The sequence below is a fragment of the Streptomyces sp. NPDC026672 genome (assembly GCF_040638185.1).
Classification (GTDB): Bacteria; Actinomycetota; Actinomycetes; order Streptomycetales; family Streptomycetaceae; genus Streptomyces.
Map to the genome: position 1 here is coordinate 21,798 of NZ_JBEZXS010000011.1, position 26,153 is coordinate 47,950.

Here is a 26,153-nt window from a genome sequence, read left to right on the forward strand (position 1 = left end):
GCGCCTCAGGCCATGAGCGGCAGCAGCGGGCCGAGGTCGGCGCGTTCCCCGCTCGCGCTGACCCGTGCCGCGTCGAGTGCGTCCGCCCAGGTCAGTCGGCCGGTGGCGAGCCGGATCCAGGTGAGCGGGTCGGTCTCGACGACGTTGGGCGGGGTGCCGCGGGTGTGCCGGGGTCCTTCGACGCACTGCACGACGGCGTACGGCGGGATCCGCACCTCGGTGGAGCCGCCGGGTGCCTTCAGGGCGAGCGCGTCGGCGAGCAGCCGGGTCGCGGCGGCGAGGGCCTGCCGGTCGTACGGGACGTCGAGCCCGGGGACGGCGTCGTTCAGGTCGTCGCTGTGGACGACGAGTTCGACGGTACGGGTGACGAGGTAGTCGGCGAGCGGCATGGGACCGGCGCCGGTGGCGAGCAGCCGGGTGCCGGGGTGCCGTTCCAGGTCCTCGGTGAAGCGGTGCCCGATGCCATCGAGGTAGGCGTCGGGGTCCGGGTTGGCCTCGGCGAGCCGGCGGCTCGTCTCCGCGATCCCGTCCGCGTTGACGGCGGTCGCGAACGGCCAGTCGAGGAGCGTGACGTCCTGGTGCGTGGGCGCGGGCAGGTCGATGAACCGGCTGACCACGCCGACGGCCATCCCGGTGTGGGCCACGAGGTCCCGCACGGTCCAGTCGCCGAGCCGCGTGGGCCCGTCCAGTTGCGCGGGAGTGAGGGTGCGCACCGCGTCCCGTACGTTCCCGAACTGGGCGAGCACGGCGGCCCGGATCTTGGCGGGGTCGTAGGTCCGTGCGCGCTTCTTGGCCGGTGGCATGCGGGTGAGCCTATGCCTCCGCGGAGCGTGCCCGGCACGGGGAAGGCCCCGCCCGGAACACCGGGCGGGGCCTTCCCCGTGCACCGCCGTCGCCGTCAGGCGAGCAGCGCCGGGATCGTGCCTTCGTGGAGCTCGCGGAGCTGGGCCAGGGGCAGCTCGAACTCGCCCTGGATCTCCACCGCGTCCCCGTCGACGACACCGACGCGCGTGGCCGGCAGGCGCCGGGCACCGCACATGTCGTTGAAGCGGACCTCCTCCGAGCGCGGCACGGCGACGATCGCGCGGCCGGCCGACTCGGAGAACAGGAAGGTGAACGCGTCGAGCCCGTCCGGTACGACCAGCCGGGCGCCCTTGCCGCCGAGCAGCGCCGACTCCACGACCGCCTGGATCAGACCGCCGTCGGACAGGTCGTGCGCGGAGTCGATCATGCCGTCGCGGGAGGCCGAGATCAGGATGTCGGCGAGCAGCCGCTCCCGCTCCAGGTCGACCTCGGGAGGCAGACCGCCGAGGTGGTCGTGGACCACCTGCGACCAGGCCGAGCCGCCGAACTCCGCACGCGTGTCGCCGAGGAGGTAGAGCAGCTGGCCCTCCTCCTGGAAGGCGACCGGCGTGCGCCGGGCCACGTCGTCGATGACGCCGAGGACCGCGACGACCGGGGTGGGGTGGATGGCCGCCTCGCCCGTCTGGTTGTAGAGCGAGACGTTGCCGCCGGTGACCGGGGTGCCCAGCTGGAGGCAGCCGTCGGCCAGACCGCGCACGGCCTCGGCGAACTGCCACATCACCGCCGGGTCCTCGGGCGAGCCGAAGTTCAGGCAGTCGGAGACCGCGAGGGGCCGGGCGCCGGTGGTGGCCACGTTGCGGTACGCCTCGGCGAGGGCCAGCTGCGCGCCCGTGTACGGGTCGAGCTTGGCGTACCGGCCGTTGCCGTCGGTCGCGATGGCGACACCGAGGCCGGACTCCTCGTCGACGCGGATCATGCCGGAGTCCTCGGGCTGGGCGAGGACGGTGTTGCCCTGCACGAAGTGGTCGTACTGCGAGGTGATCCACTTCTTGGACGCCTGGTTGGGCGAGCCGACCAGCTTGAGCACCTGGTCCTTCAGCTCGTCCGGCGTCGTGGGCCGGGGCAGCGCGTTCGCGTCGTCGGCCTGGAGGGCGTCCTGCCAGTCGGGGCGGGCGTAGGGGCGCTCGTAGACCGGGCCGTCGTGCGCGACCGTGCGCGGGTCGACGTCGACGATCTTGCCGCCGTGCCAGTAGATCTCCAGGCGGTCGCCGTCGGTCACCTCACCGATGACGGTGGCGATGACGTCCCACTTCTCGCAGATCTCCAGGAAGCGCGCGACCTTGGCGGGCTCGACGACCGCGCACATGCGTTCCTGCGACTCGCTCATGAGGATCTCCTCGGGCGAGAGCGTGGAGTCGCGCAGCGGGACGTCGTCCAGGGTGACGCGCATGCCGCCGGAGCCGTTGGAGGCCAGCTCGGAGGTGGCGCAGGACAGACCGGCCGCGCCGAGGTCCTGGATGCCGACGACCAGCTTCTCCTTGAACGCCTCCAGGGTGCACTCGATGAGGAGCTTCTCCTGGAAGGGGTCGCCGACCTGGACGGCCGGGCGCTTGGAGGGCTTGGCATCGTCGAAGGTCTCGGAGGCGAGGATCGAGGCGCCGCCGATGCCGTCGCCGCCGGTCCGGGCGCCGTACAGGATGACCTGGTTGCCCGCGCCGGACGCCTTGGCGAGGTGGATGTCCTCGTGCCGCATCACGCCGATGGCGCCGGCGTTGACCAGCGGGTTGCCCTGGTAGCAGGCGTCGAAGACGACCTCGCCGCCGATGTTGGGCAGGCCCAGGCAGTTGCCGTAGCCGCCGATGCCCGCGACGACACCGGGGAGCACCCGCTTGGTGTCGGGGTGGTCGGCGGCGCCGAAGCGCAGCGGGTCCACGACCGCGACCGGGCGGGCGCCCATCGCGATGATGTCGCGCACGATGCCGCCGACGCCGGTGGCCGCGCCCTGGTAGGGCTCCACGTAGGACGGGTGGTTGTGCGACTCGACCTTGAAGGTCACGGCGTAGCCCTGGCCGACGTCCACGACGCCCGCGTTCTCGCCGATGCCGACGAGGAGCGCGTCGCTCTGCGGGGCCTTCTCGCCGAACTGGCGGAGGTGGACCTTGGAGGACTTGTAGGAGCAGTGCTCGGACCACATCACGGAGTACATGGCGAGCTCGGCGCCGGTGGGCCGGCGGCCGAGGATCTCCACGACCCGCTCGTACTCGTCCTTCTTCAGGCCGAGTTCGGCCCAGGGCAGCTCGACGTCGGGGGTCGCGGCCGCGTGCTCGACCGTGTCCAGAGGCGTCCGGCTCATACGTTGACCAGCTTCTTGAGGATCGAGGTGAAGAACGGGAGGCCGTCGGTGCGGCCCGTGCCGATCAGGGGCTCGACGGCGTGCTCGGGGTGCGGCATGAGGCCGACGACGTTGCCCGCCTCGTTGGTGATGCCGGCGATGTCCCGCAGCGAGCCGTTCGGGTTGCCGCATCCGTCGGCGGCGTCGCCGTCGACGACGTAGCGGAACGCGACCCGGCCCTCGGCCTCCAGCTCGTCGAGCGTGTACGTGTCGGCGACGTACCGCCCGTCCATGTTCTTCAGCGGGATGCGGATCTCCTGGCCGGCGGTGTAGTCGCCGGTCCAGGCGGTGTCCGCGTTCTCCACCCGCAGCCTCTGCTCACGGCAGATGAAGTGGAGGTGGTCGTTGCCGAGCATCCCGCCCGGGAGCAGGTGGGCCTCGGTGAGGACCTGGAAGCCGTTGCAGATGCCGAGGACCGGGAGGCCGGCCTTCGCCTGCTCGATCACGGTCTCCATCACCGGCGAGAACCGGGAGATGGCGCCCGCGCGCAGATAGTCGCCGTAGGAGAACCCGCCGGGCAGCACCACGGCGTCGACCTGGTGGAGGTTCTTGTCCTTGTGCCAGAGCGCGACCGGTTCGGCGCCCGCGAGCCGGATCGCGCGCCGGGTGTCCTGGTCGTCGAGGCTGCCGGGGAAAGTGACGACGCCAATACGAGCGGTCACTTCGCGGCCTCCGCGACTTCCTCGACCTTGACGGTGAAGTCCTCGATCACGGTGTTGGCGAGGAAGGATTCCGCGAGATCATGGATGCGGGCGAGCGCGGCCTCGTCGACCGGCCCGTCAACTTCCAGTTCGAATCGCTTTCCCTGACGTACATCGGAGATGCCCTCGAAACCCAGGCGCGGCAGCGCACGCTGGACCGCCTGGCCCTGGGGGTCGAGGATCTCCGGCTTGAGCATGACGTCGACTACGACGCGTGCCACGGGCACTCCCGGTGGTGTGGTGCTGAGCAGGTTCCTACGGTTGGCCTCAGACTACCCGCACAAAATTTCTACGCGCGTCGACTTGGAGGAACCTACGTGACAGCGGTCACGGGCCCCCGGAGGCGGTGCCACCGGTGAAAAGTTCCGGGAAAGATCTGAGATCGACACCCGATACCTATTGCGTTCGGACACGCGGGAGGATTTAGTCGAGCTTCACAATGCATTGTCGGGCACGGTACAAATGAATTTGTCAACGTGCCGTACGAAGGGACCGATATTCGTGGCGCAGAAGGTCGTGGTCACTCTCTTTGACGACATCGACGGCTCGGAAGCGGCGGAAACGATCGCCTTCGGACTCGACGGCAAGTCGTACGAGATCGACCTGAACCAAGCCAATGCCAAGAAACTGCGTAAGGCGCTCGCGCCGTACGTGGAGGCCGGCCGCAAGCGGTCGAAGTCGGGCAAGGCCTACCGCCAGACGGAGGTCGCCCCCGACCCGGCGGCGGTCCGCGCCTGGGCACAGGCGAACAAGATGGACGTGCCCGCGCGCGGCCGGATCCCCAAGAAGGTCTACGAGGCGTTCAGCGAAGCGCAGTGACGGCGCCGTGACGGGGGTCCTCAGGGTCCGTCAGCGAGCCCTGGGGGCCACCGACTTGCGCTACCCCCCTGCTGATCAGCTAATGTCTGGAGCACGCCGAGGGGCGAGGCCGGAAGGCCGAAACCCACGGAGTACATGCGGGTGTAGTTCAGTAGTAGAACATCCCCCTTCCAGGGGGAAGGCGCAGTGTGCAATTCCTGTCACCCGCTCCGCATCGCCGTCCTCACCACTGTCGTGGGTAGGGTAGGCTGGTGCCCGCGCCGATCGGTGAGAGCCGGTCGGATGCAATGCGGACGTAGCTCAGTTGGTAGAGCGCAACCTTGCCAAGGTTGAGGTCGCGAGTTCGAGCCTCGTCGTCCGCTCGGGAATGAGACCCCGGTCCTTCGGACCGGGGTCTTTTCGTTGTGCATGATCCGGTGTCCATGATCCGGGTGGACCCGGTGATCCCGTCGGCCGCCGGTCCGCTCTGACATTTGTCATGCCGACCGATGACACCGCGCACTGCCCCCTGCTCCCCGCCGCCGGAACGCTGGAGGCATGGACTTCAACGAACACGAGCACGTGATCGAGGTCACCGACCTCCGTCGTGTCTACGGGGGCGGGTTCGAGGCGGTGCGCGGAATCAGCTTCTCCGTGGCGCGCGGGGAGGTCTTCGCGCTGCTGGGCACCAACGGGGCGGGCAAGACGTCGACCGTCGAACTGCTGGAAGGGCTCGCGCCGCCGACGGCCGGCCGGGTGCGGGTCCTCGGCCACGACCCCCACCGGGAGCGGGCCGCCGTACGCCCCCGCACCGGAGTGATGCTCCAGGAGGGTGGTTTCCCCTCCGAGCTGACCGTCGCCGAGACCGTGCGGATGTGGGCGGGCTGCACCACCGGAGCCCGGCCCACGGACGAGGCGCTGGCGCTGGTCGGGCTGGCCGACCGGGCGGGCGTACGGGTCAAGCAGCTGTCGGGGGGCGAGCGGCGGCGGCTGGACCTGGCGCTCGCGCTGCTCGGCGAGCCCGAGGTGCTGTTCCTGGACGAGCCGACGACCGGGCTCGACGCCGAGGGCCGCCGGGACACCTGGGACCTGGTGCGGGCGCTGCGCGACGGCGGCACGACCGTGCTGCTGACCACGCACTACCTGGAGGAGGCGGAGGGCCTCGCCGACCGGCTCGCGATCCTGCACCGGGGCCGCGTCGCCACCGCCGGGACCCCGGAGGAGGTGACCGCCGAACGGCCCGCGCGGATCTCCTTCGACCTGCCCGCCGGCTACTTCCTCGGCGATCTGCCCCCGCTCGCCGAACTGGGCGTGTCCGGCCACGAACTGGCCGGCCGCCGGGTACGGCTGAGCACCCGCGAGCCGCAGCGGACGGCCACCCGGCTGCTGGTGTGGGCCGAGCGGGCCGGTGTCGAACTGCGCGGTCTCGACGTGCGGTCGGCCTCCCTGGAGGAGGCGTTCCTCGGGATCGCCCGGGAGCAGGAGGCGGCGGCATGAGCACTCCGGCGTTCACCCCGGGGGCCGCGCGGACGTCGCCCCGTTCCCTCGCCCCGGCGGCCCGGCGGATGCGGGCGCTGGCGCGGGCCGAGCTCACCCTGCTCGGCCGCAACCGCGGCGCGCTGGTCACCGCGCTGTTCGTGCCGCTCGCGCTGCCGTTCAGCGTGCGGCCCGCCGCCACCCGGATGGACCTGAAGGCGGCCGGGCTGTCGGCCGGCGTGCTGATGCTGACGGCCGCGATCGGCTTCTCCCTCCTCTTCGCCGTCTACACGTCCCTGGTCGCCGCGTACGTCACCCGCCGCGAGGAACTGGTCCTCAAGCGGCTGCGCTCCGGGGAGCTCGGCGACACCGAGATCCTGGTCGGCACCGCCCTGCCCGCGGTCTCGGTCGGCCTCGCGCAGAGCCTGGTGCTGGCCGGCGGCTGCGCGCTGCTGCTGGACGCGGGAGCGCCGAAGGCGCCGTATCTGAGCGTGCTCGGCGTCCTGGCGGGTCTCGTGCTGTGCGCGGCGCTGGCCGCACTGACCGCCGCGTTCACCAGGACCGCGGAGAGCGCCCAGGTCACGGCGTTGCCGCTGGTGTTCCTCTCGATGATCGGCTCGGGCGTCGCGCTGCCCGTGGAGGTCCTGCCGGACCGGCTGGCGTCCGTGTGCGAGGTGCTGCCCCTGTCCCCGGCGATCCGCCTGGTCCGCGGCGGCTGGACCGGCGACCTGAGCGGGTACGAGGCGCTGGGGGCCGTACTGACCGCCCTGGCCTGGACCGTGGTGGCGGTGTTTGCTGTACGGCGACGGTTCCGCTGGGAACCTCGGCGCTGACGTACGGGGGGGGTACGGGGATGAGCGGGCCGGGCGGCTGGTGGCACCGGAAGAGCACACCGGCCAAGGTCGAGACGTACACACGCTGGTCGTTCCACTCCTTCGCGGTGATGGAGGCCGCGGTGCTCGCGGTGCCCACGTTCGGGCAGCCGGACCTGGCCCTCGCGGCCTGGGCGACACTCGCGCTGGTCACGCACGCCGCGCTCTGCGCGGTCACCGCCGCCCGGGCGCTCGACTGGACGCGCGGCCGGCGGGAGCGGCCCCTGCGGCTGCTGTGGACGCTGGGCGCGGTGACCTTCGCCGTGGCGCTCGCCGCCCTGCTGATGCACCGGTACGGGCCCTCGGACGTGGACGCCCGGGGCGCGGCCCTCTCCGTGTTCATCGGGGTGATGGTCTTCGGCGGAGGCGTCGTCACGCTCGGCGTGCGCGGCCGACGGCAGGCGCTCGCCGTCGTGACGGGCTGCGCGCTCGGCGCGGGCGCCCTCTCCTTCCTGCTCGGCATCCCCGGACCGGCCGCGCTGGTCTCGGCGCTCGTCGTGCTGCTCGGCGCCGGGTTCCTCGCCTTCACCTGCGTGTTCTCCATCTGGCTGCTCGACGCCGTGTACGAGCTGGACGAGGCCCGCGAGACCCGCGCCCGGCTGGCCGTGGCCGAGGAGCGGCTGCGGTTCGGGCGGGACCTGCACGACGTGCTGGGGCGCAACCTCGCCGTGATCGCCCTCAAGAGCGAGCTGGCGGTGCAGCTCGCCCGGCGCGGACGGCCGGAGGCGGTGGCGCAGATGGTGGAGGCGCAGCGCATCGCGCAGGAGTCGCAGCGCGAGGTCCGCGAGGTCGTACGCGGTTACCGCGAGGCCGACCTCGGGGTCGAACTCGCCGGTGCGCAGGGCGTGTTGGGCGCCGCCGGCATCCGGTGCGAGGTGACGGGCGAGGCGGCGGGGCTGCCGGCCGAGGTGCAGTCGGCGCTGGCCTGGGTGGTGCGGGAGGCCACCACGAACGTACTGCGGCACGGGAACGCGGCCCAGTGCCGGGTGGGGCTACGGGTGCGGGAGGGACGGGTGGTACTGACCGTGGAGAACGACGGGGTCACCGGAGTGGATGACACGGGGCCCGACGGCACGGGAACGGGCGGCACGGGAACGGGCGGCACGGGAACGGGCGGCACGGGAACGGGCGGCACGGGAACGGGCGGCACGGGAACGGGCGGCACGGCGGGGTCCGGGCTTGCGGGGTTGCGTGAGCGACTGGCCGCCGTGGCGGGGACGCTGGAGGCGGGTCCCGTCGGGGAGGACGGCTTCCGGCTGACCGCGCGGGTGCCGCTGGCGCCGGCCGGCGAGAGCACCGGCACGAGGGTGAGCGAGGTCACGTCATGAGCGCTCCGGTACGGCTGCTGCTCGCCGACGACGAGCATCTGATCCGGGGCGCGCTGGCCGCGCTGCTCTCCCTGGAGGACGACCTCGCCGTCGTCGCCGAGGCGGCCGGCGGTCCCGAGGCGCTGGCGATGGCGCGGGCGCACCGGCCCGACGTCGCGGTCCTGGACCTCCAGATGCCGGGGGCGGACGGTGTGAAGGTCGCCACATCCCTGCGGGCCGAACTGCCGGACTGCAAGGTGCTGATCGTCACCGGTCACGGACGTCCCGGACACCTGAAGCGGGCCCTCGCGGCGGGGGTACGCGGATTCGTGCCGAAGACGGTCAGCGCCCAGCGGCTCGCCGAGATCATCCGTACCGTGCACCGCGGAAACCGGTACGTCGATCCCGAGTTGGCCGCCGACGCGATCTCCGCCGGGGACTCCCCGCTGACCGCCCGGGAGGCCGAGGTGCTGGAACTGGCGGCGGACGGCGCGCCGGTGGCGGAGATCGCCGAGCGGGCCGCGCTGTCGCAGGGGACCGTGCGCAACTACCTCTCCTCGGCGGTCACCAAACTGGGTGCCGAGAACCGGCACACGGCGGTGCGTCTCGCACGCGAGCGGGGTTGGGTATAGTTGGCGTCGCGCCACGGCGCACTGCGGACGTAGCTCAGTTGGTAGAGCGCAACCTTGCCAAGGTTGAGGTCGCGAGTTCGAGCCTCGTCGTCCGCTCAGGGAAAAGGCCCCGGTCCACTGGACCGGGGCCTTCTTCGTGCCGTCAGCTCCAGCTGGTGCCGGTCAGCCGCTCGTAGGCTTCCACGTACTTGGCGCGGGTCGCCTCCACCACGCGCTGCGGCAGCGGCGGCGGGGGCCGCTCGCCCGTGCGGTCCCAGCCGGACTCGGCGGACGTCAGCCAGTCGCGGACGAACTGCTTGTCGAACGACGCCTGGGCGCGGCCGGGCTGCCACTCGTCGGCCGGCCAGAAGCGGGAGGAGTCCGGGGTGAGGACCTCGTCGGCGAGGACGAGGGTGTCGCCGTCGAAGCCGAACTCGAACTTGGTGTCGGCCAGCAGGATGCCCCGGTCGCGGGCGATGTCCCGGGCCCGGGAGTACACGGCGAGCGTGGCCTGGCGCAGCTGGGCGGCGGTGTCGGCGCCGACCTGCCGGGCGACCTCCTCGTAGGAGACGTTCTCGTCGTGCTCGCCGACCTCGGCCTTGGTGGCCGGGGTGAAGATCGGGGCGGGCAGCTCGGAGCCGTCGACGAGGCCCTCGGGCAGGGCGAGGCCGCAGACCGTGCGGGAGTCGTTGTACTCCAGCAGGCCGGAGCCGGTGAGATAGCCGCGGGCCACGCACTCGACCGGGACCATCGACAGGGACTTGCAGACCAGGGTGCGGCCCGCCCAGTCGGCGGGGGCGCCCTCGGGCAGCTCGGTGCTCAGGACGTGGTGGGGCACCAGGTCGGCGAGGCGGTCGAACCACCACAGCGACAGCTGGGTGAGGACACGGCCCTTGTCGGGGATCTCCGTGGGCAGCACCCAGTCGTACGCGGACAAGCGGTCACTGGCGACCATCACGAGGTCGCCCGCCTCGTTCCGGTACAGCTCGCGCACCTTGCCGGTGTGCAGGTGCACCAGACCCGGGACCTGGATCGGCTCGGGCTTTTCGACGAATCCGGACACGGTTCCTCCCCGTGGTTCTGACCAACGCGTCGATTCTCCCGTATCGGACAGGAGCCGATGACAGCGGGTCAGTCCCGTTTGCAGATTCGATCCAGCAGATTGGCGGTGGCCCGCTGGACACGCGGGTCGACGTGGCCGGGACGGTCCAGCGCGGGTGACCAGGCGAACGTCCCGGACGCGAAGACCAGGGCGCCGGAGGGGGCGCGGTAGAGCGAGGTCTCCTGGTGGCGCGGGGCGCCGTCGCCGTCGGTGTAGGGGGAGTGCGCGAGCAGGATGCGCTCGTCGTGCGCGGGCAGCGCGGTGCGCGGGAAGTAGCGGTCGGCCTCGCCCGCCACCAGCGACTCGATCTCGTCGCCCTCGCCCGCGCCGGTCGCCTCCCACAGCCAGTGGTCCGCGTTGCGCACGACCAGCGGGGACGGCTCGGGCACCCGGCCCGCGTACTGGATGCCGACCAGCTGCTGCTCGGGGCGGTCCACCTCGCGCCAGAGCACGGGCCGGCCGGGGCCCCGGCGTTTGCGGCAGGTCAGCAGGCGGCCGGGGACACCGGTGGGGGCGGGGCCCAACTCGACCTGCCAGTACATGGTGTTGGCGGAGAGGAAGACCAGCGAGGTGCCGCTGTCGCGGGCCAGCTCGACCGTGCGGCGCATCGGCAGGGACCAGTACTCGTCGTGGCCGGGGAAGACGAGGCCGCGGTAGCGGGTGGGGTCGACGCGGCCGGCGTGCAGGTCGCGGGCGTCGGCGTAGGCGAGGTCGTAGCCGTAGCGCTCGGCCCAGCGGATGAAGTCGTAGGCGTGGCCGACGTGCAGGGGCAGGCCGGCGCCCGCGTACGGCCGGTCGAAGGAGACCGTGGTCGCGGCGTCGGCCTCGCCGAGCAGCCGGCCCCGCTCGTCCCAGGCGTGGTAGAGGCTGGCGCCGGTGCGGCCGTCCTCGGGGTAGAGGTTGTACGCCTGCCAGGTGACGTCGGGCAGCAGCAGGAGCAGGTCGGCGGGTTGGTCGTCGCGGACCGTGAAGGGGATGTGGGAGCGGTGGCCGTCGGCGGTGGTGAGGACGGCGACGTACGCGCCGACGCTCCAGTACGAGGGGATCTGGAGCCGCCAGGACAGCCACCAGTGGTGGCAGGAGACCGTGCGGTCGGCGGTGAGCGGCGGGGGCTGGACGATGCCGGAGAGCCGAGGGCTGGTGGTGATCTTGGCCGCGCCGTCGCCGCCGTAGTGGCCGATGCGGTAGACGTCGACGCCGAACTGCTGGGGCGGGTCGACGGTGATGTGGAAGTCGACGGCCTCGCCGGGCGCGACCGTGTCGGTCGAGACGAAGCCCTTGATCTGGCGGTGCACGTCGTCGGCCGCGCGCGGGCCCACGGCGGCGGCGCGGGGGGCCGGGACGAGGGGAGCGCCGCCCGGGGGGAGGTGCGGCCGACTCGTGTCCACGTACCAGGGGACGACCTGGCCGGTGTCGTCGAAGTAGGTCTCGCCGCCGCGCAGCCAGGGGACGGGGCCCTGGCCGAAGGGGTCCGTGACGGCGTGCGCGAGTGCGCCCGACTCCCAGCGGCGGATCTGGTCCGAGGCCATGGCCGGTCCCCTCCTCGTTCCCCCGTGAGCCCTGTGCCCGGGCCTGATCGGCCCCAGCACATCACATTCCGCACGCGGATGGTCACTATTCGTCGCGGATCGGCAAAAGTGGAGGTTCCGGCTCCGGGGGACTTCGAGGCGGCTCCGGGCCGGCTCCTGGCCGCCCCGGAGGAAGGCTCAGTGCGGGAACGCCCGCGGCGGACGCTGTCGGGGCAGCGTGGCGCGGAACTCCTCGATCACGGAACTCACCTGCCGCATCAGCGCGGTCCGTTCCAGCAGACCGAGGTAGAGATTGCGGCGGGCCAGTCCGGGCAGGTCCACACAGAAGTACAGCGCCATCAGCGGGTTGACGAACAACTCGCCGTCCTTGGTCCGCTCCGTGAACCGGACGTCGCCGAAGTCACCGCGCACGGCGGCGGCCACGGATCCGTTCACGATGCTCGGGCGGCTCGCGGTGTGCCGCTGGGCGTGCGCCACCGCGTCGAGGTACAGCGCACCCTCCCGCCCGGCCCCGAGCAGCGAGAACGCGCCGAGATAGGCGCCGTCCCGGTCCAGGGCGGCCAGGTTCTCCAGCACGAGCGAGTGGTTCACGCCGTGATACGCGTCCACCCCGAAGCCGAGGCAGGCCACCAGCCGGTGCGGGACCTCGTCGAGCCCGCTCACGGCGGCCAGGCTCGCGATGTCCTCCTCCGGGGTGCCGAGACCGTGCTCGTCGCCGCGCATCAGGATGTCGGTGCCGCCGTCCACCAGCACGACCGCGTCGACACCGCCGAGATGTGTGATCAGCGCCCGGTAGGCCGCCCGCAGCGGACCGACCCCGATGCTCGGGAACGCGTACACGGTCGACGGCAGGTCCCGCGTCACGAGCCACCGGGCGAGCGTCCGCTCGGGGAAGTAGTCGCCGCGCAGGGGGGTGTCGGGCCCGACGGCCGCGACGTCCTCGGCCACCCACGCATCGGGGCCCAGGCCGTACAGGTCGGCGAAGGACAGGTTGGCGAGGTGCACCTCCTTGCCCGCCGACCGCAGCGCGAGGGCGAGCGGCAGCCCGGCGTACACGTCGAAGCCGCCGCCCGCACCGGCGACGAGCACGCGTCGCACATCGCGCATACGGGTGAAGAACGCGGGTTCCCCCAGAGAGATCATCGCAGGACGCTAGCAGGAGGGCGGTGAGCGGACGGCCGCGCTGCCGGGCGGTCAGCCGAGGCGCACCGGCTTCTCGGGCCGTATGCCCACCTCGACCAGCCAGTCGCGCAGCGGGCCCGAGTCGCCGTCCTCGGTCAGGCTGAGGACCCGCGCGGGGAGGTCGGCGGCACGCTCGCCGTTGACGAGGAGGGAGGGTCCGTCGAGCCAGTCGAGCCCCGGCACGGCACCGGCCGTGTCCATCGCCGCGCAGCAGACCATCGCCGTCACGTGGTCGGCGAGGAGTTCCCGGGCCGTGCGCGGGGGCTGGAGCGGGAAGAGGGGGAGGGCGCCGCCGTCCCAGAGGGCGGTGTCGGGGCCCTGTCCGCCGTTGCCCTGGCCGGGAGCGGAGCCGGTGGGCCGCAGTGCTTCCGCGGCGGCCTCCTCCCGGGCGAGCGCGGCGCTCAGGCCGGCGGCGAGGGCGGCACTGTGCTCGGGGCTCTCGGGCATGTCCGGGGCGTCGGGGGTGTCCGGGTCGTTCGGGGTGTTCAGGCCGTCCGCGTGCTCGTGGTCGTCCGGGGTCTCCCGGGCCGCGGGGGTGTCCGGGATTCCGTCGGTCTCCGGGGTTTCCGGGAGGCCGGGGTTCTTCTCGGTGGAGAGGCCGTGATCCGGCTTGGAGTTCCCCGCGGAGGAGCTGTCATCGGGGGCGAGGGCGTCGGGGGCGAGTCCGTCGGCGGCATTGGTGAAGGCGTCGTACGGGTCGAACGGTCCGTACGGGCCGCCCGTGCGGGTGCCCGGGACCGGGTCCGCGGGCAGGGACAGGTGGTCGAGGACACGGGCGAGGGTCGGGCCCTCCGGGTCGTCGTCGGCGGTCGCCGCGGGGCGTACGCCGAGGCCGTCCAGGACACGGTGGAGGCGGGCCGCGTCGATGCGCCACTTCCGGTCGACGACCTCCTCCGGGTACTCCTGCCAGTCCACCGGCGCCCAGTCGGGGCCGTTCTCCGCGGGGCCGCCGTGGAAGAGGCGCGCGGCGAGCAGCGAGGCGGCCTCGTCCACCGTGCCGGGCTCCTCCAGCAGGTCGCAGGCGGGGCGCTCGCCGAGCCGGGAGGCGAAGCCCTCGGCCAGCCGGTCGCGCCGGGACAGCTCGGTGAGCGCGGCGACGACCCCGGCGTCCAGCCGCGACGGCCAGCGGCCCATCCGCCAGGCGGGCAGCGCGACCCGGGTCAGCAGCCGGTCCCAGCCGGCGTAGGCGAGGCCGACCTGCTCCTGGGCGACGATCCGCACGCCGTAGTCCACGGCCTGGGCGCGCTCGGCCGCCGCGGCGGCCACGCCCCGTTCCATCTCGGCGGCGTGTTCCCGGCAGCCGCGCAGCAGCAGCCGGGTCACCCAGCCGACGCCCGCGAGCACCGTGCGGACGACCGGGCCGCGGCCGGGCTCCGAGGTGACGGCCACGGCCGCGTCCAGCCCGCGCACGAAGCGGCGGGCCGCGGCTATGTCCGGGTGCGCGGAGGGTCCCGTACCGGCGACGACCGGGGCGAGGACCGCGCGCAGTTCGCCCACACGCATCCACCACAGGAACGGGGAGCCGATGACGAGGACGGGCGCGGCCGGGGTGCGGCGGTGGGGGCGCCTGCCGGGTCCGGCCAGTTCGTCGTGGTCCTCGGGCGCCGGCGGGCCGTGCGCCGGGTGGGTGCGGTCCTCCAGCCAGCTGTCGCAGTCCGGGGTCAGGGCTATGGCGGAGGGCACGGGGACGTCGAGCCGCTCGGCGAGGTCGCGCACCATCCGGTACAGGTCGGGGGCGGACTCCTCGGCGATCGGGACCGTCGGCGTGAGGGCGGGGCGGGCGCGGGCGACGACCAGGGCGACGACCGCGGTGGCCAGCAGCACCAGCACGGCGAGCGCGCCGACGGCCGCGCGGGCGGTGTCCCAGCCGCCGCCGACGAGGTGCCCGGTGCTGCCGCCGGCCAGCAGGATCACCGCGGCGGCCGCGGGCAGCAGCGCCACCCCCAGTGCCCGGCCGCGCACCCGCAGCACGGCGAGTGCCCGGGAGCGCGCCAGTTGCGCACCCGCCTCGACTCCCATCCCGGTCACGACCGCCGGTCACCCCCTCGCTGTCCTGGCCCTGTCCTGGCGTTGCCCACTCCCCCACTGTGGCACCCGTCGGTGACATCGCAATGCCGGTGGGCCAAGTGCCGGAACGCATGCGCCGCACCCTAGTTGGGGCTCCGGCCCACGTCAGCCGTATGGGTGCTTCGCTCACTCGATGGAATGGCTTTGGTCAGAGGTGGATGACGGACAGCAAGGACAAGGCCCCGGATCTCTCCGGGGCCTCGGCGGTGCAGTGCGGTGCGGTGACCGGTATGTGCCGATGTCCGGCCCAGCGCGTCAGGCAGAGCCCGGCGCGCGGTCCGGCAGCGCCCCGCGGGGGCGCGGGGCGACCGCGCGACCAGCTACAGCAGGCCCGCAGGCGAGGGACGGCACAGTCGCGTCGCGGCCGACCCGGCGGAGGGCTTACGCGTCGGCCGCCGCCCGCGCCGCGATGTCCGTACGGTGCTGGGAGCCGTCGAGGCCGATGCGGGCCACGGCGTCGTACGCCCGCTCGCGTGCCTTGGTGAGGTCCTTGCCGGTCGCCGTGACCGACAGGACCCGGCCGCCCGCGCTGACCACGCCGGCGCCGTCGCGGCGGGTGCCGGCGTGCAGGACGTAGGCGTGCGGGGCGTGCTCGGCGGCCACCTCGTCGAGGCCGGTGATCGGGTCGCCGGTGCGCGGGGTGGCGGGGTAGTTGTGCGAGGCGACGACGACGGTGACCGCGCTGTCCTCGCTCCAGCGCAGGGGCGGCAGGTCGTCGAGGGTGCCGTTCGCGGCGGCGAGCAGCACGCCCGCGAGCGGGGTCTTCAGCCGGGCCAGGACCACCTGGGTCTCGGGGTCGCCGAAGCGGGCGTTGAACTCGATGACGCGGACGCCGCGGCTCGTGATCGCCAGGCCGGCGTAGAGCAGGCCGGAGAACGGGGTGCCGCGGCGGCGCATCTCGTCGACGGTCGGCTGGAGGACCGTCTCCAGCACCTCGTCGACGAGTTTGGGGTCGGCCCAGGGCAGCGGTGAGTACGCGCCCATGCCGCCGGTGTTGGGGCCCTCGTCGCCGTCCAGGGCGCGCTTGAAGTCCTGCGCGGGCTGGAGCGGGACGACCGTCCGGCCGTCGGTGATCGCGAACAGGGACACCTCGGGGCCGTCCAGGTACTCCTCGACGACGACGCGTTCGCAGTGGGCCGCGTGGGCCTTCGCCGCGTCCAGGTCGGAGGTGACGACGACGCCCTTGCCCGCGGCGAGTCCGTCGTCCTTGACGACGTACGGCGCCCCGAAGGCGTCGAGCGCGTCGGCGACCTCGTCGGGGGTGGCGCACACGTACGAACGGGCCGTGGGCACCCCGGCCGCGGCCATCACGTCCTTGGCGAACGCCTTGGAGCCCTCGATCAGCGCCGCCTCCCGCGAGGGGCCGAACACCGGGACGCCCGCCTCGCGCACGGCGTCGGCGACACCCGCGACCAGCGGGGCCTCCGGGCCGACGACGACCAGGTCGGCACCCAGTCCGGTGGCCAGCGCGGCGACCGCGGCGCCGTCCAGGGCGTCGACCTGGTGCAGCTCGGCGACCTCGGCGATGCCGGCGTTGCCGGGCGCGCAGTGCAGCGCGGTGACGGCGGGGTCGAGGGACAGGGAGCGGCACAGGGCGTGTTCGCGGGCGCCGTTACCGATGACGAGGACCTTCACGGGGCCAGCCTATCCGGCGTTCGCCACGACGGACGGCGGGCGGGGAGGTTGTGCATTCCTCCAAGCCGGGTGGGGGGGCGGCGTGCGGTCCGTGCCGTCCGCGCGGCCGGTGTGCGGTCGTGGAGGTGTGCCGGGGGAGGCTTGCCCCTGCTCAGCCGCTCCGCCACTCAATCACTCGGCGGCTCGGCCACTTGATGATTCGGCGGCTCGGTCACTCGATCACTCGGCGGCTCGATCACTCGTTGGTGAACTCCTCCATCACCGTCGCGCCCAGCTCCTTGACGATGAGGTCGTGGCCGGAGAGGGCCGACTCGTCGAGGTCGGGGTCGTCGTCCTCGGGGATGTCGTCCTCGGGGGCGACCGGGGGCGGCTCCGGTGCGGCTGCCGGCCGGGGCGCCGCGGAGGCGGGGGACGACGCGGACGGGTACGACGACGGTGCGGGCGCGGGCGCCGGGGCGGCGGCGGGCGGTCCTGGCTGGGCGGCGGACGGACGCGGGGCGGACGGGCTGCCGTACCCACCGGGGCCGCCGCCGGACGCGGGAGCGCCGCCGCCGTAACCACCGCCACCGCCACCGCCGCTGTACGACGAGGGGCCGGCGGACGGGGGCGGGGCGGAGCCGCCGGACGGGTCGACGATCGCCTCGATCTTCCACTGCACGTTGAACTGCTCGGCCAGCGCCTGCCGCAGCACCTCCTCGCTGCCGCTGCTCGCGAAGTTGTCACGGGCGCCGGCGTTCACGAAGCCGACCTGGAGCGTGGTGCCGTCGAAGCCCGCGACCTGGGCGTTCTGGCTGAGGAGGATCCAGGTGAAGCGGCGGCGGTTCTTGACCACTTCGAGGATGTTCGGCCAGAGCATGCGGGGGTCGAGGCCGCCCGGGGACGGCGGTGCGGAGGGCGGGGCGCTCGCGGGGGCGGCGGGCTGCGGGGGCGCGGGGTGCGATGGCGCCTGCGGCTGGGAGTGGGACGGCTGGGACTGGGGCTGCGGGGTGTGCGTCGGCTGGGCCTGGGGTTGGGGCTGGCCGCCGCCGGCGGGAGTCGCGGTGGGCCAGCCGCCCGGACGGCGTCCGCCACCGGCCGGGGCGGGGGTGGGCCAGGCGCCGGGGGTGGAGGCGGGGGGTGCGGTGGGCGGAGTCTGGGGACCCTGAGGGCTCTGGGGAGCCGCGGCCGGTGTGGGGGCGGGCGCTGGTGTCGGCGCCTGGGCGGGTGCCGGGGCCGTTGACATGGGCGCCGGCGTGGACGCGTCCGGTCCCCGTACGGCCGCCCGAGCCGCGGCAACCCCCCCACCGGGCGGAACCGGAGCCCCGCCACCGGCCATGGGGGCATTGGCGTTGTGGGCATGCTGGACGTTGTGGACGTCGGGCCCCGGGACGTACCCCGCCGCCGGGGCCGTACCCCCGCCGGAGAACTGGACGCCCCGCTCCAGGCGGTCGAGGCGGGCCATCATGGAGCGCTCGTCGCCGTAGGCGGCGGGCAGCATCACGCGGGCGCAGATGAGTTCGAGCTGGAGGCGGGGCGAGGTGGCGCCGCGCATCTCGGTGAGGCCGTCGTTGACGAGGTCGGCGGCGCGGCTCAGCTCGGCGGCGCCGAAGATCCCGGCCTGGGCCTGCATGCGCTCGACGACGTCGACCGGGGCGTCGAGCAGCCCCTTCTCGACGGCGTCCGGGACGGCCGCGAGGATCACGAGGTCGCGCAGCCGCTCCAGCAGGTCGGCGACGAAGCGGCGCGGGTCGTTGCCGCCCTCGATGACACGGTCGACGACCTCGAAGGCGGCGGCGCCGTCACCGGTGGCGAAGGCATCGACGACGGAGTCGAGCAGCGAGCCCTCGGTGTAGCCGAGGAGAGAGGTGGCCATGGTGTACGTCACACCGTCCGCCCCCGCGCCGGCGAGCAGCTGGTCCATGACGGACATCGAGTCACGCACGGATCCGGCGCCGGCGCGCACGACGAGCGGCAGGACGCCGTCCTCGACCGGGATGTTCTCCTTGCCGCACACCTCACCGAGGTAGTCGCGCAGGGTGCCCGGGGGGACGAGCCGGAAGGGGTAGTGGTGGGTGCGCGACCGGATCGTCCCGATGACCTTCTCGGGCTCGGTGGTGGCGAAGATGAACTTGAGGTGCTCCGGGGGCTCCTCGACGACCTTGAGGAGCGCGTTGAAGCCGGCCGACGTGACCATGTGGGCCTCGTCGATGATGTAGATCTTGTAGCGGCTGCCCGCGGGGCCGAAGAACGCCTTCTCGCGCAGGTCACGGGCGTCGTCCACACCACCGTGGGAAGCTGCGTCGATCTCGATGACGTCGATGGAGCCGGGGCCGTTGCGCGCGAGATCCTGGCAGGACTGGCACTCGCCGCACGGGGTCGGCGTCGGGCCCTGCTCGCAGTTCAGGCACCGGGCGAGGATGCGCGCGCTGGTCGTCTTCCCGCATCCGCGCGGCCCGCTGAACAGGTACGCGTGGTTGACCCGGTTGTTCCGCAGCGCCTGCTGCAACGGGTCCGTGACATGCTCCTGCCCGATGACCTCGGCGAAGGACTCCGGGCGATAGCGGCGGTACAGCGCGAGAGACGACACGCATACGAGGTTATAGGCGCCCACTGACAACCCACCCCGCCCGCGAACGCGAGCGCCCCCCACGCACCCGCCAGAGCCGACCTACCCTTGCTGCCTTCCGGCCCTGGGGGAGTTCAGTCAGATAGCGCCGCGTGAGGGGCTCCGCACACAGTACCCGATCGCGGCAGGTCGGAACGAGTTCGCGAGCACTCCTCTCGGTCATGTAATGTTTCCGGCGGAGGATTCGCCTAGAGGCCTAGGGCGCACGCTTGGAAAGCGTGTTGGGGGCAACCCCTCACGAGTTCGAATCTCGTATCCTCCGCCAGTGCCTCACCGGGCACGATGTCGAAGGGCCCCCTGGAAACAGGGGGCCCTTCGACGTTGCCGGTCCCAGTTCGCCTTCGGCGACTCCCGGAGGGCATCGCCGACTCACTGGGCGACCTTCCGCAGCAGAGCCCCAACGACGCGGGTGCAGCGAGCACGCCTACGGTCCGCTCCCCGGACTCCCAGCCCACGATCGCGTCGACCACGACGCCCGGGACGCCGAGGCTCAGGAGAACGGTCGCAGCGGTGTGGCGAGCGTCATGAAGACGACCGTCTCGTACGCCCGCGCCCCGCAGTAGTCGCTTCCAGTTGTGGACGTCGGTGGTCGTCGTACTCGGCTGCCAACTCCTCCGGGTCCTTGGCTTCCGGACACGTGCGTCAGCTCGTGAGGGGTGCCTCGCTCGACCAGAACGTCGACTTCACGTTCGGCGCCGGCAACTTCTGCTTCGAGTAGTCGGGGCCGTTCGGCTTGCTGGTCGGCTGAGCGACATCTGACTCGTCCACACACGGGGTGGTGACGCTCAGGTGAGCCTGGCCATTAGGTGCGATCAGGACTTCGAGCTGGAATCCGTCCTGTGTCTTGAAGTGGGCAGCCAGTCCGTTCGGGCTCGTGGCGACGAGGTTGTAGCCTTTCCCCTTCCAGTGGCGGTCCAGAACGCCGAGAAAGCTCCCACGCCGTTGGGCAGAGATAATCGTCATGACCGCACGATCTCGGTCGACGTAACAGTCGCCTGGCATGGAGTACCTATGCGTCCACTGAACGCCAGGCTTGATAGCTGCAAACGCCTCATCCAGGATCGTATCCGCCCTGTCGGCTGCCTCTTGCAGGTTCATCTTCGATTGGCTTTCCTTGCTTGAGGACGCGGAGCCCGTCGTACCGCATCCGGCAAGAAGCAGTGCCAGCACTGAGGCCGCTGCAACACTGTTCCTCATCGCGACGTCTCCCTCATGACGTATTCCGGATGTCCTGCGACAATGGCGGAGATGTTTTGGGCGGAGACCTTGTCCTTGCCTTCCTCCGGCGAGAAGTAATTGCTGTGAGCTTCGATATCCAAGGTCGAATTTAGAACGCCCGGGAAGGAAGGCTGAACCAACTCCGGTCCGGGCAGAGTCTCGAATCTGTTGGCGTCGAACGCTTCGCTCGCCGGATCCTTGCCGAACCAGATGTCGTCGTCACCCTGGTCGGCGATCTCCCCTCCGAGGTACGCGCCGACCGGCCCTGCCCCGAAGAACCCCACGGTCCCTGCCACAGCTTCCTTTGACGAAGGGAGCTTGGTGACGATGTCGTTCTCGGCCGCACCCACCCAGACGTGCTCTTTGCCCACCCCCAGGTGCTCCGCCTTGTCGACCCCGACGCCGGGACTTCCGACAAGAACGATGTCATCAGCGCCCGGAATTCCTCCCGCCTCCTGCGTCGCGGCACCTACTAGTCGAGAACCATAGGAATGCCCGATGGCAGTGACGTGAGGATCTGCGTTCTCATTGGTGGCCGCAATTCCACTCATGAAGCTGTTGTACGCGGGGGCGCCACGCTCGGCGTCGGCCGTAGTCATCACATCGATCGATTGAGGAGCGTCGTAGCCGAGCCATACGATCGCGGATGACGACCCATCGAATTTCTGGGCACCCAGCGCCGTATAGTAGGCACGCTTCACCGCTCCCTCGGCAAATTCAGAGTCGAGCTTTGTGCCCAGGCCAGGTACATAAGCCGAGACGTTTGTCGAGGTGTCCGGGTTCCCGTAGGAAATGATCGCCCTTCCATTTCCTTCGAGGCCGATGCCCAGGAGGTACATAGGTGGCTGGCTACCCGTGTTGAGCTTGTTCTGGATGCCTTTCAGACCTTCGAGCTTTTCTTTGGACGCCGCGTCGTGCTCGCCCTCCAGCTGTGCGATGAGGAGGTGGATGTTCTCCCGGTTCGCCTCGTCCCGGACCGTGGACGGGATCCCGTCCAAGTTGCCGATGATTCCCGGGAAGGCCGTCTTGTACTCCTCGCGCTCCTCGTCACTGAGGCTGTCCCACCACTCCTTGCGGTCGGCGGGCGACTTGTCCAACGGGATGTGGTCCTGAAGGTATTCAGTGGCCGCCGAGCTCACGGCACCGACATCGGATGCCGCATCCGCCCATGTCTTTGTGTCGACGTTCAGCCCCGACGGCGCCTTGAGCTTGTTCAGCGCCTTGCTGTACCGATCGTCGATCTCCTGCGCTTCCCGCACCGCGTGGGTGATGCGGTCGGCGATGTCCACGGCTTTGGCGTGGTGCGGGTTCGGGTTCTTGAGCTGGGGGTTGCTCGGTACCAGCCCCGGTGATCGAAGTCCTGTGTTGTTGCCCGTGATCAGGTCGTTCTTGCCCAGGACTGTGCCACCGGGAATCGGCTCGCCGGTGAGCTCGTTCTCACCGGCGGCGGGATACGTGACGGTGCCGTCCTTGTTGACGGTGTATGCCAGCGCTGCCGCATCGTCCAGTGCCTGCGTCAGGCGCCGCTTGGGGGCGGTGATCTCGGACGAGAAGCCGTCGAGGGCTCCGGTGATCAGGCCGCACTCGACCTGGGCGTAGTGGAAGTTCTCCGACAGCTTCCGCAGCTGCTTGAGCGCCGCGTCCGCGGCCTCACCCTCGTTGGCCTTCTGCATGGCCGCAGTGATCTGCTTGCCGATACGGTCCACGGCCGCGTCGGCCATGCGGCTGATCGCGCGGTACCCGTCCGCCGCCTCCGCGTACTCGGTCGGCTTGAGGGCCTTGAGCGTCAGGTGGTCCATGGGTCCGGTCACCGCACCTTGGCCAGGCCGTCGGCGGGCGGGTCCCCGTAGTAGTCGGTTCTCAGCTTGGCGATCTCGGCCTCGACGGCTTCGTCGGTCCGTAGCTGGTCGTGGCCCGCTTTCCCCAGCACGCCGGCAAGTCCGTCGCACACGCCGCCCACGTCGCTGACGTAGCGCTTCCAGGAGTCGTAGACATCCTGCTGAGCCGCCGCGGTCAGGCACCCGGTTCCCTTCCCGAGTCCCGTCTGGCCCAACTCCATCTTCGCCCACGCCTTGTCGAGGTTCTCCCGTAACGACCCGACGTCTTCCCCCGCCTTGGTCCACGCCGCCTTGTCGGACCTCAGGTTGAGCACTCCGCCGCCGCTGGCACCGGAATTGGGGGCGCCTCGGTCCGCGGGTAATTGGTCGAGCTGCATTTGCGTGGCGTGCCGTTCGGCGGCTACGGCCTTGAGCTGCTCCCATTCCTCCCACGCCATGCGGCGGTCCCTCCCCGTGTCCTGGTCGTGCGTCGCCGAGCGAATGTGAACCTGTGACCGCAGTGCCGTGGTGGCCGAGATGTACCGTAACGCCCCTACATCACCTGACTCATCCGTATCGGCCATCATGACGCCTGAGTGTCTGCACTCAGTTGGAGCCCGGTCCTCGATCGGGTGGCGTGACCCTGTCCGATGTTTCCGGAGGCGTGTGCAATTTCGACGTGAAAGTCATTGCCGCAGAGGTGAGTTGATCGGCGGCGGGCGCGGAGATCGGGAAGTGCAGCCGAACATGCCCGACGCCTGCGGACGACAGCAAAAGCTGCGATTACAACTCCGAGGAGTACGACAGCACCAATACCCACCGCGCCCCAGGGGTGAGGGGTACTGCCCTCCGTTGACGCGGATACCGTCGCGACGGAGTCGTGGTCCTTTACCGGAGTATCGGCGCCTGCGGGCGCCCCCACTCCAGCGAGCCGGGCTCACTCCATCCGAGTGGATACACCTCGGCGCCGGCCAGATCAGCGGGGTCCACCCCGCTGATCAGTTGGGCATAGGTGGTAGCCCGCAGGGCTTCCGCCGCGAGCCGGACCCGTTCAGGCCGCAGGTACTTCGGGGACTCGTACCCCCAATCCTCGTCCTCAGCGAACGGCTCCTCGCCGTGGATCACGTTCACGGGGAACTCGGCACGCGCCATCAGGAAGCGGAGCAGGTCCCAGGTCTTGTACGTGCTGAAGTGGCACGATTCGGCCGGCGCGGGCTCCGACTCCTCCTCGGCAATCCGGACCTCTGCGACGAAGTCCAGCGCCCAGTCGGGATCCTGGATCGCTCGGCCGAGCTCAGCAGCCGCGACGCAGGTACTCACCGATCACGCTCATGGCCGGAGGCTAGGCGAGGCCACTGACAAAGACCACAGGACAGACCGCCCCAGAGCGAGTTGCGCACCTGCCCTGTCAAGGGGGCAACACCCTGCGGATCACCGCGTCGAGTCGACAAAAGCGCGCCCCGGACCGGAGTTGCGGCGCTAACCCTCGCGTCCCTGATTCTCTGCACGCCGTCGGGAACCCCCGCGGTCCTTGGAAGGGGTGGAGTCCAGTCGCTCCGCCCGTGCGTGCAGACGGCACGCCCTGCTTGAAGGACGCCTGATGACCTTGAACATGCTTGTGCTCGTCGTGGTGGTCGTTGTTGTGACGCTGCTCGTGGCCCTGGCGCTCGGCGCGCTGGTGCGCACGCTCCCCACCCTGGCCGGGCCCGTCCAGGCCGCCATGACTGGCGTGACGGCGATGGTGGGCCTGATGGCCGTGCTCGTGGCCGTCACACGCTGACCGTCGAAACGGTGCGCACTGCGGTGACGTAGACACACCCCTGCTCGCTCGAGCAGGCGGAGAGCCCCGGCCCATGGTGGCTCGGGGCTCTCGCCTGTCATCGGGGTTGTCGCCCTGCCGGCGTCAGACCCGGTTCTGGAAGACGCAGTTCCAGGTGTGGGTGGCTGTTGTGGTGGCGTCGGGGCGTACCGCTTCCAACGTGTAGAAGTACGTGTTCCCCCGCGCCGCCGTGGTGTCCGTGTAGGTGCGGGTCTGCGCCGGCAGGAGGCCGGGGTGGAGGGGCTCGTACGTGTTCGTGGTCGGGTTCCAGCGGCTGATCCGGTAGCCCGTGACGGTGTCGCACTCGGCCGTTCTGTCGCACCGCCAGTTGATGGACGGCCCGTCCTCGTCCGGTCCGCCGATGACGGTGCCGTAGCCCAGGCTGCCGAGTTCCCAGTCCCGGGTGACCGTCACGGACGGCCGGACGTCCAGTTCGGTGGCCTCGACGACCGGGACGCCGGGGGCGTTCGGGGACAGCTGGTTGCCCCAGCGGTCGCGGGCGACGACCGCGTACAGGTACGTCTCACCGTCCGGCAGGTCGCCGCAGAGGACGGCGAGCGGGTCGGCGGTGCCCTCCGGGCAGGCGGTGGAGCTGAGCCACTTCACCGTGCCGTCGGCCTGCCGGACACCGGTCCAGGTCACGTAGCGCTCGATGTCGTCCTCGGGCGAGGCCGCCCAGCTCACCAGCACCCCGTCGGCACGCGGGAGGGCCTTCGGGCCGGTGACCGGGCCGGGCGCGACGCGGTCACCGGTGCGGACGGTGAGCGGGGCGGACGGGGCCGACTCGTTGCCGGCCGGGTCCACCGCGGTGACCGCGTACGTCACGTACGTGCCCGCGGGCACGTCCAGGTCCTGGCAGTGGCCACCCGCGCTGCTCACGTCGCTCCCCCCGGCGCAGGTCACGCGGGTGAGCGCGGCCCGGTCGAGGATCTTGCCCGGCGAGCGGTAGACGCGGTAGGTCCCGCCGTTGTCGTAGTCCTCGTCGAAGCCGTCGGGCCGCGTCCAGTACACGTCGGTGTAGTCGGCGCGGACGACGGAGTTCAGGGCGGTCGGGGAGTTCTTCGGCGGCGTCCGGTCGACGCCGTCGCCGGTGACCGTGGCGTACGCCGACGGGTTGCCGAGCGCGTCGAGGGCGCGGACCCGGTAGTACCGGACGGTGTTCACGGGTGCGTCGGTGCGGTACGACGTGGCGGTCGTCGTGCCCAGCCGGGTGAACGGGCCGGTGGCCGCAGGGGCGGCGTACACCTCGTACGTGGCGGCGTCGGCGACCCGTTGCCAGGCCAGGGTGGCCCACCACGCGTCGCCGACGACCGTCAGACCGGCCGGCGTCGCCGGTGCCGTGCGGTCCACGGTCACGACGGTGGCGTCGGCGCTGCCGGCGGACTCGCGGCCCGCCCTGTCGACGGCGCGGACCTCGTACAGGAAGGTCTGGCCCGTGGCGGGCGTCGCGTCCACGAAGGAGGGGGAGGTGAGCGGCGACGCACCGCTGACCTTCGCCCACGAGGCGGTGCCCAGCCGGCGGTACACGCGGTAACCGGCGAGGTCCATCTCCTTGTTCGCGGTCCAGCGCAGGGTGGTCCTCGCGGTGTCCCGGGCGTACGCGGCGGTGAGGCCGGTCACGGCGAGCGGCTTGACCGTGTCGACGGCGGCCTCGGTGCGCGGGGCGTACGTGAACGTGGCCTGGGCGACGCCGGTCCAGGCGACGTGGTCCACGCGGAGCGTGTGCTTGCCGGCCGGGACGGTCAGGTCCACGGTCCTGCGGGCCGTGGTGGAGACGTTCTTCCACAGGTCGATCTTCCGCACGCCGTCGACGTAGACGCGCATGCCGTCCTGCGTGGCGGCGGAGAGCCGGAAGGGGCCGCCGGAGCCGAAGTCCCGGGTGAGGGACCAGCGCACGGAGAAGTTGTCCTTGGGCAGCGTGACCCCGGGCGGGTCGCCGTACCCCCAGTTCTCGGCGACGGCGGAGTCGCAGGCGGTCAGCTTCGGCGTGCCGCTGAAGGTGGAGTTGCCGAAGTACTGCGCCTTCCAGACGGGAGAGGCGCAGGTGACGGCCGCGGAGGCCGGGGCGGCGGTGATCAGGCCGCCGGTGGCGGCGAGGGCGGCCGTCGCGGCGAGCGCCGTCAGCCGGGTGCGAGTCGTCACAGAGAGCGGGACCCCTTTCGGACCATGGGGAACGGACGATATCCGCCCGGCGCACGAGCCCGGAGGCGGGGTGTGG

At 71.7% G+C, this 26,153-nt stretch carries 21 protein-coding genes, 4 tRNA genes, 1 other RNA gene and 1 pseudogene; 10 read left to right on the forward strand and 17 right to left on the reverse strand.

The window, feature by feature from the left end; all coding sequences use genetic code 11:
• Positions 1-5: 5 nt before the first annotated feature.
• The 4 genes from AB0F77_RS14925 to purS all read right to left on the reverse strand — a co-directional run bounded on the left by AB0F77_RS14925 (position 6) and on the right by purS (position 4,118).
• Complete coding sequence (locus AB0F77_RS14925; protein WP_361947189.1) at positions 6-803, reverse strand: sterol carrier family protein; 798 nt, start codon at positions 801-803, stop codon at positions 6-8.
• A gap of 95 nt (positions 804-898) precedes the next feature.
• Positions 899-3,157, reverse strand: coding sequence for a phosphoribosylformylglycinamidine synthase subunit PurL (gene purL / locus AB0F77_RS14930; protein WP_361947192.1), 2,259 nt, complete (start codon positions 3,155-3,157; stop codon positions 899-901).
• Positions 3,154-3,858 carry a phosphoribosylformylglycinamidine synthase subunit PurQ gene (gene purQ / locus AB0F77_RS14935; RefSeq protein ID WP_361947195.1) on the reverse strand — a complete coding sequence of 235 codons (705 nt, stop codon included), beginning with the start codon at positions 3,856-3,858 and terminating at the stop codon, positions 3,154-3,156. The genes purL and purQ overlap by 4 nt, the downstream gene beginning before the upstream one ends.
• A complete protein-coding gene (gene purS / locus AB0F77_RS14940; protein ID WP_015659417.1) occupies positions 3,855-4,118 on the reverse strand; it encodes a phosphoribosylformylglycinamidine synthase subunit PurS in 264 nt (87 codons plus the stop codon). The genes purQ and purS overlap by 4 nt, the downstream gene beginning before the upstream one ends.
• A gap of 280 nt (positions 4,119-4,398) precedes the next feature.
• On the opposite strand from purS, the gene AB0F77_RS14945 reads away from it, so the two are divergent.
• The 8 genes from AB0F77_RS14945 to AB0F77_RS14980 all read left to right on the forward strand — a co-directional run bounded on the left by AB0F77_RS14945 (position 4,399) and on the right by AB0F77_RS14980 (position 9,078).
• A complete protein-coding gene (locus tag AB0F77_RS14945) occupies positions 4,399-4,716 on the forward strand; it encodes an Lsr2 family protein (RefSeq protein WP_133049042.1) in 318 nt (105 codons plus the stop codon).
• 137 nt (positions 4,717-4,853) lie between these two features.
• Positions 4,854-4,925, forward strand: a tRNA-Gly gene (locus AB0F77_RS14950).
• Positions 4,926-5,005: 80 nt separating this feature from the next.
• A tRNA-Gly gene (locus tag AB0F77_RS14955) sits at positions 5,006-5,078 on the forward strand.
• A gap of 175 nt (positions 5,079-5,253) precedes the next feature.
• Positions 5,254-6,192, forward strand: a complete 939-nt coding sequence (locus AB0F77_RS14960; protein ID WP_361947199.1) for an ABC transporter ATP-binding protein — start codon at positions 5,254-5,256, stop codon at positions 6,190-6,192.
• A gap of 68 nt (positions 6,193-6,260) precedes the next feature.
• A complete protein-coding gene (locus AB0F77_RS14965; protein WP_361947743.1) occupies positions 6,261-7,004 on the forward strand; it encodes an ABC transporter permease in 744 nt (247 codons plus the stop codon).
• Positions 7,005-7,024: 20 nt separating this feature from the next.
• On the forward strand, positions 7,025-8,371 hold the full coding sequence (locus AB0F77_RS14970; protein ID WP_361947202.1) for a histidine kinase: 1,347 nt from the start codon (positions 7,025-7,027) through the stop codon (positions 8,369-8,371).
• Entirely contained in the window at positions 8,368-8,982 is a 615-nt protein-coding gene (locus AB0F77_RS14975) for a response regulator transcription factor (protein WP_361947205.1), read from the forward strand. The genes AB0F77_RS14970 and AB0F77_RS14975 overlap by 4 nt, the downstream gene beginning before the upstream one ends.
• A gap of 23 nt (positions 8,983-9,005) precedes the next feature.
• Positions 9,006-9,078, forward strand: a tRNA-Gly gene (locus AB0F77_RS14980).
• 46 nt (positions 9,079-9,124) lie between these two features.
• Here the strand turns inward: AB0F77_RS14980 and AB0F77_RS14985 are convergent.
• The 7 genes from AB0F77_RS14985 to ffs form a co-directional block, all read right to left on the reverse strand.
• Entirely contained in the window at positions 9,125-10,024 is a 900-nt protein-coding gene (locus AB0F77_RS14985; protein ID WP_361947208.1) for a phosphoribosylaminoimidazolesuccinocarboxamide synthase, read from the reverse strand.
• Between the two features lie 68 nt (positions 10,025-10,092).
• Positions 10,093-11,592, reverse strand: a complete 1,500-nt coding sequence (locus AB0F77_RS14990) for a N,N-dimethylformamidase beta subunit family domain-containing protein (protein ID WP_361947211.1) — start codon at positions 11,590-11,592, stop codon at positions 10,093-10,095.
• A gap of 177 nt (positions 11,593-11,769) precedes the next feature.
• The gene (locus tag AB0F77_RS14995; RefSeq protein WP_361947214.1) at positions 11,770-12,735 is read right to left on the reverse strand and encodes a DUF1152 domain-containing protein; all 966 of its coding nucleotides are present in this window, start codon (positions 12,733-12,735) and stop codon (positions 11,770-11,772) included.
• Between the two features lie 51 nt (positions 12,736-12,786).
• Positions 12,787-14,793: a hypothetical protein gene (locus AB0F77_RS15000; RefSeq protein WP_361947746.1), complete on the reverse strand. Its 2,007-nt coding sequence runs from the start codon at positions 14,791-14,793 to the stop codon at positions 12,787-12,789.
• 429 nt (positions 14,794-15,222) lie between these two features.
• Positions 15,223-16,476: a phosphoribosylamine--glycine ligase gene (gene purD / locus AB0F77_RS15005; RefSeq protein WP_361947217.1), complete on the reverse strand. Its 1,254-nt coding sequence runs from the start codon at positions 16,474-16,476 to the stop codon at positions 15,223-15,225.
• A 235-nt stretch (positions 16,477-16,711) separates the two neighbouring features.
• Complete coding sequence (locus AB0F77_RS15010) at positions 16,712-19,042, reverse strand: DNA polymerase III subunit gamma and tau (RefSeq protein ID WP_361947220.1); 2,331 nt, start codon at positions 19,040-19,042, stop codon at positions 16,712-16,714.
• Between the two features lie 45 nt (positions 19,043-19,087).
• An RNA gene (ffs, locus tag AB0F77_RS15015) (signal recognition particle sRNA small type) lies at positions 19,088-19,186 on the reverse strand.
• 72 nt (positions 19,187-19,258) lie between these two features.
• On the opposite strand from ffs, the gene AB0F77_RS15020 reads away from it, so the two are divergent.
• Positions 19,259-19,346: transfer RNA gene (locus AB0F77_RS15020), tRNA-Ser, on the forward strand.
• Positions 19,347-19,515: 169 nt separating this feature from the next.
• Here the strand turns inward: AB0F77_RS15020 and AB0F77_RS15025 are convergent.
• The 5 genes and pseudogenes from AB0F77_RS15025 to AB0F77_RS15045 all read right to left on the reverse strand — a co-directional run.
• Positions 19,516-19,668 (reverse strand): annotated as a pseudogene (locus AB0F77_RS15025) (site-specific integrase); the annotation flags it as partial.
• A 55-nt stretch (positions 19,669-19,723) separates the two neighbouring features.
• Positions 19,724-20,278, reverse strand: coding sequence for a hypothetical protein (locus tag AB0F77_RS15030; RefSeq protein ID WP_361947223.1), 555 nt, complete (start codon positions 20,276-20,278; stop codon positions 19,724-19,726).
• Entirely contained in the window at positions 20,275-22,098 is a 1,824-nt protein-coding gene (locus AB0F77_RS15035; RefSeq protein WP_361947226.1) for an alpha/beta hydrolase, read from the reverse strand. Before AB0F77_RS15035 ends, AB0F77_RS15030 begins: the two co-directional genes overlap by 4 nt.
• A gap of 8 nt (positions 22,099-22,106) precedes the next feature.
• The gene (locus tag AB0F77_RS15040) at positions 22,107-22,574 is read right to left on the reverse strand and encodes a hypothetical protein (RefSeq protein ID WP_361947228.1); all 468 of its coding nucleotides are present in this window, start codon (positions 22,572-22,574) and stop codon (positions 22,107-22,109) included.
• A 430-nt stretch (positions 22,575-23,004) separates the two neighbouring features.
• The gene (locus AB0F77_RS15045; RefSeq protein ID WP_361947231.1) at positions 23,005-23,436 is read right to left on the reverse strand and encodes a DUF1877 family protein; all 432 of its coding nucleotides are present in this window, start codon (positions 23,434-23,436) and stop codon (positions 23,005-23,007) included.
• Positions 23,437-23,716: 280 nt separating this feature from the next.
• On the opposite strand from AB0F77_RS15045, the gene AB0F77_RS15050 reads away from it, so the two are divergent.
• On the forward strand, positions 23,717-23,896 hold the full coding sequence (locus AB0F77_RS15050) for a hypothetical protein (RefSeq protein WP_361947234.1): 180 nt from the start codon (positions 23,717-23,719) through the stop codon (positions 23,894-23,896).
• A 123-nt stretch (positions 23,897-24,019) separates the two neighbouring features.
• On the opposite strand, the gene AB0F77_RS15055 is transcribed toward AB0F77_RS15050, so the two are convergent.
• Positions 24,020-26,077 carry a PA14 domain-containing protein gene (locus tag AB0F77_RS15055; RefSeq protein ID WP_361947237.1) on the reverse strand — a complete coding sequence of 686 codons (2,058 nt, stop codon included), beginning with the start codon at positions 26,075-26,077 and terminating at the stop codon, positions 24,020-24,022.
• Positions 26,078-26,153 lie beyond the last annotated feature (76 nt).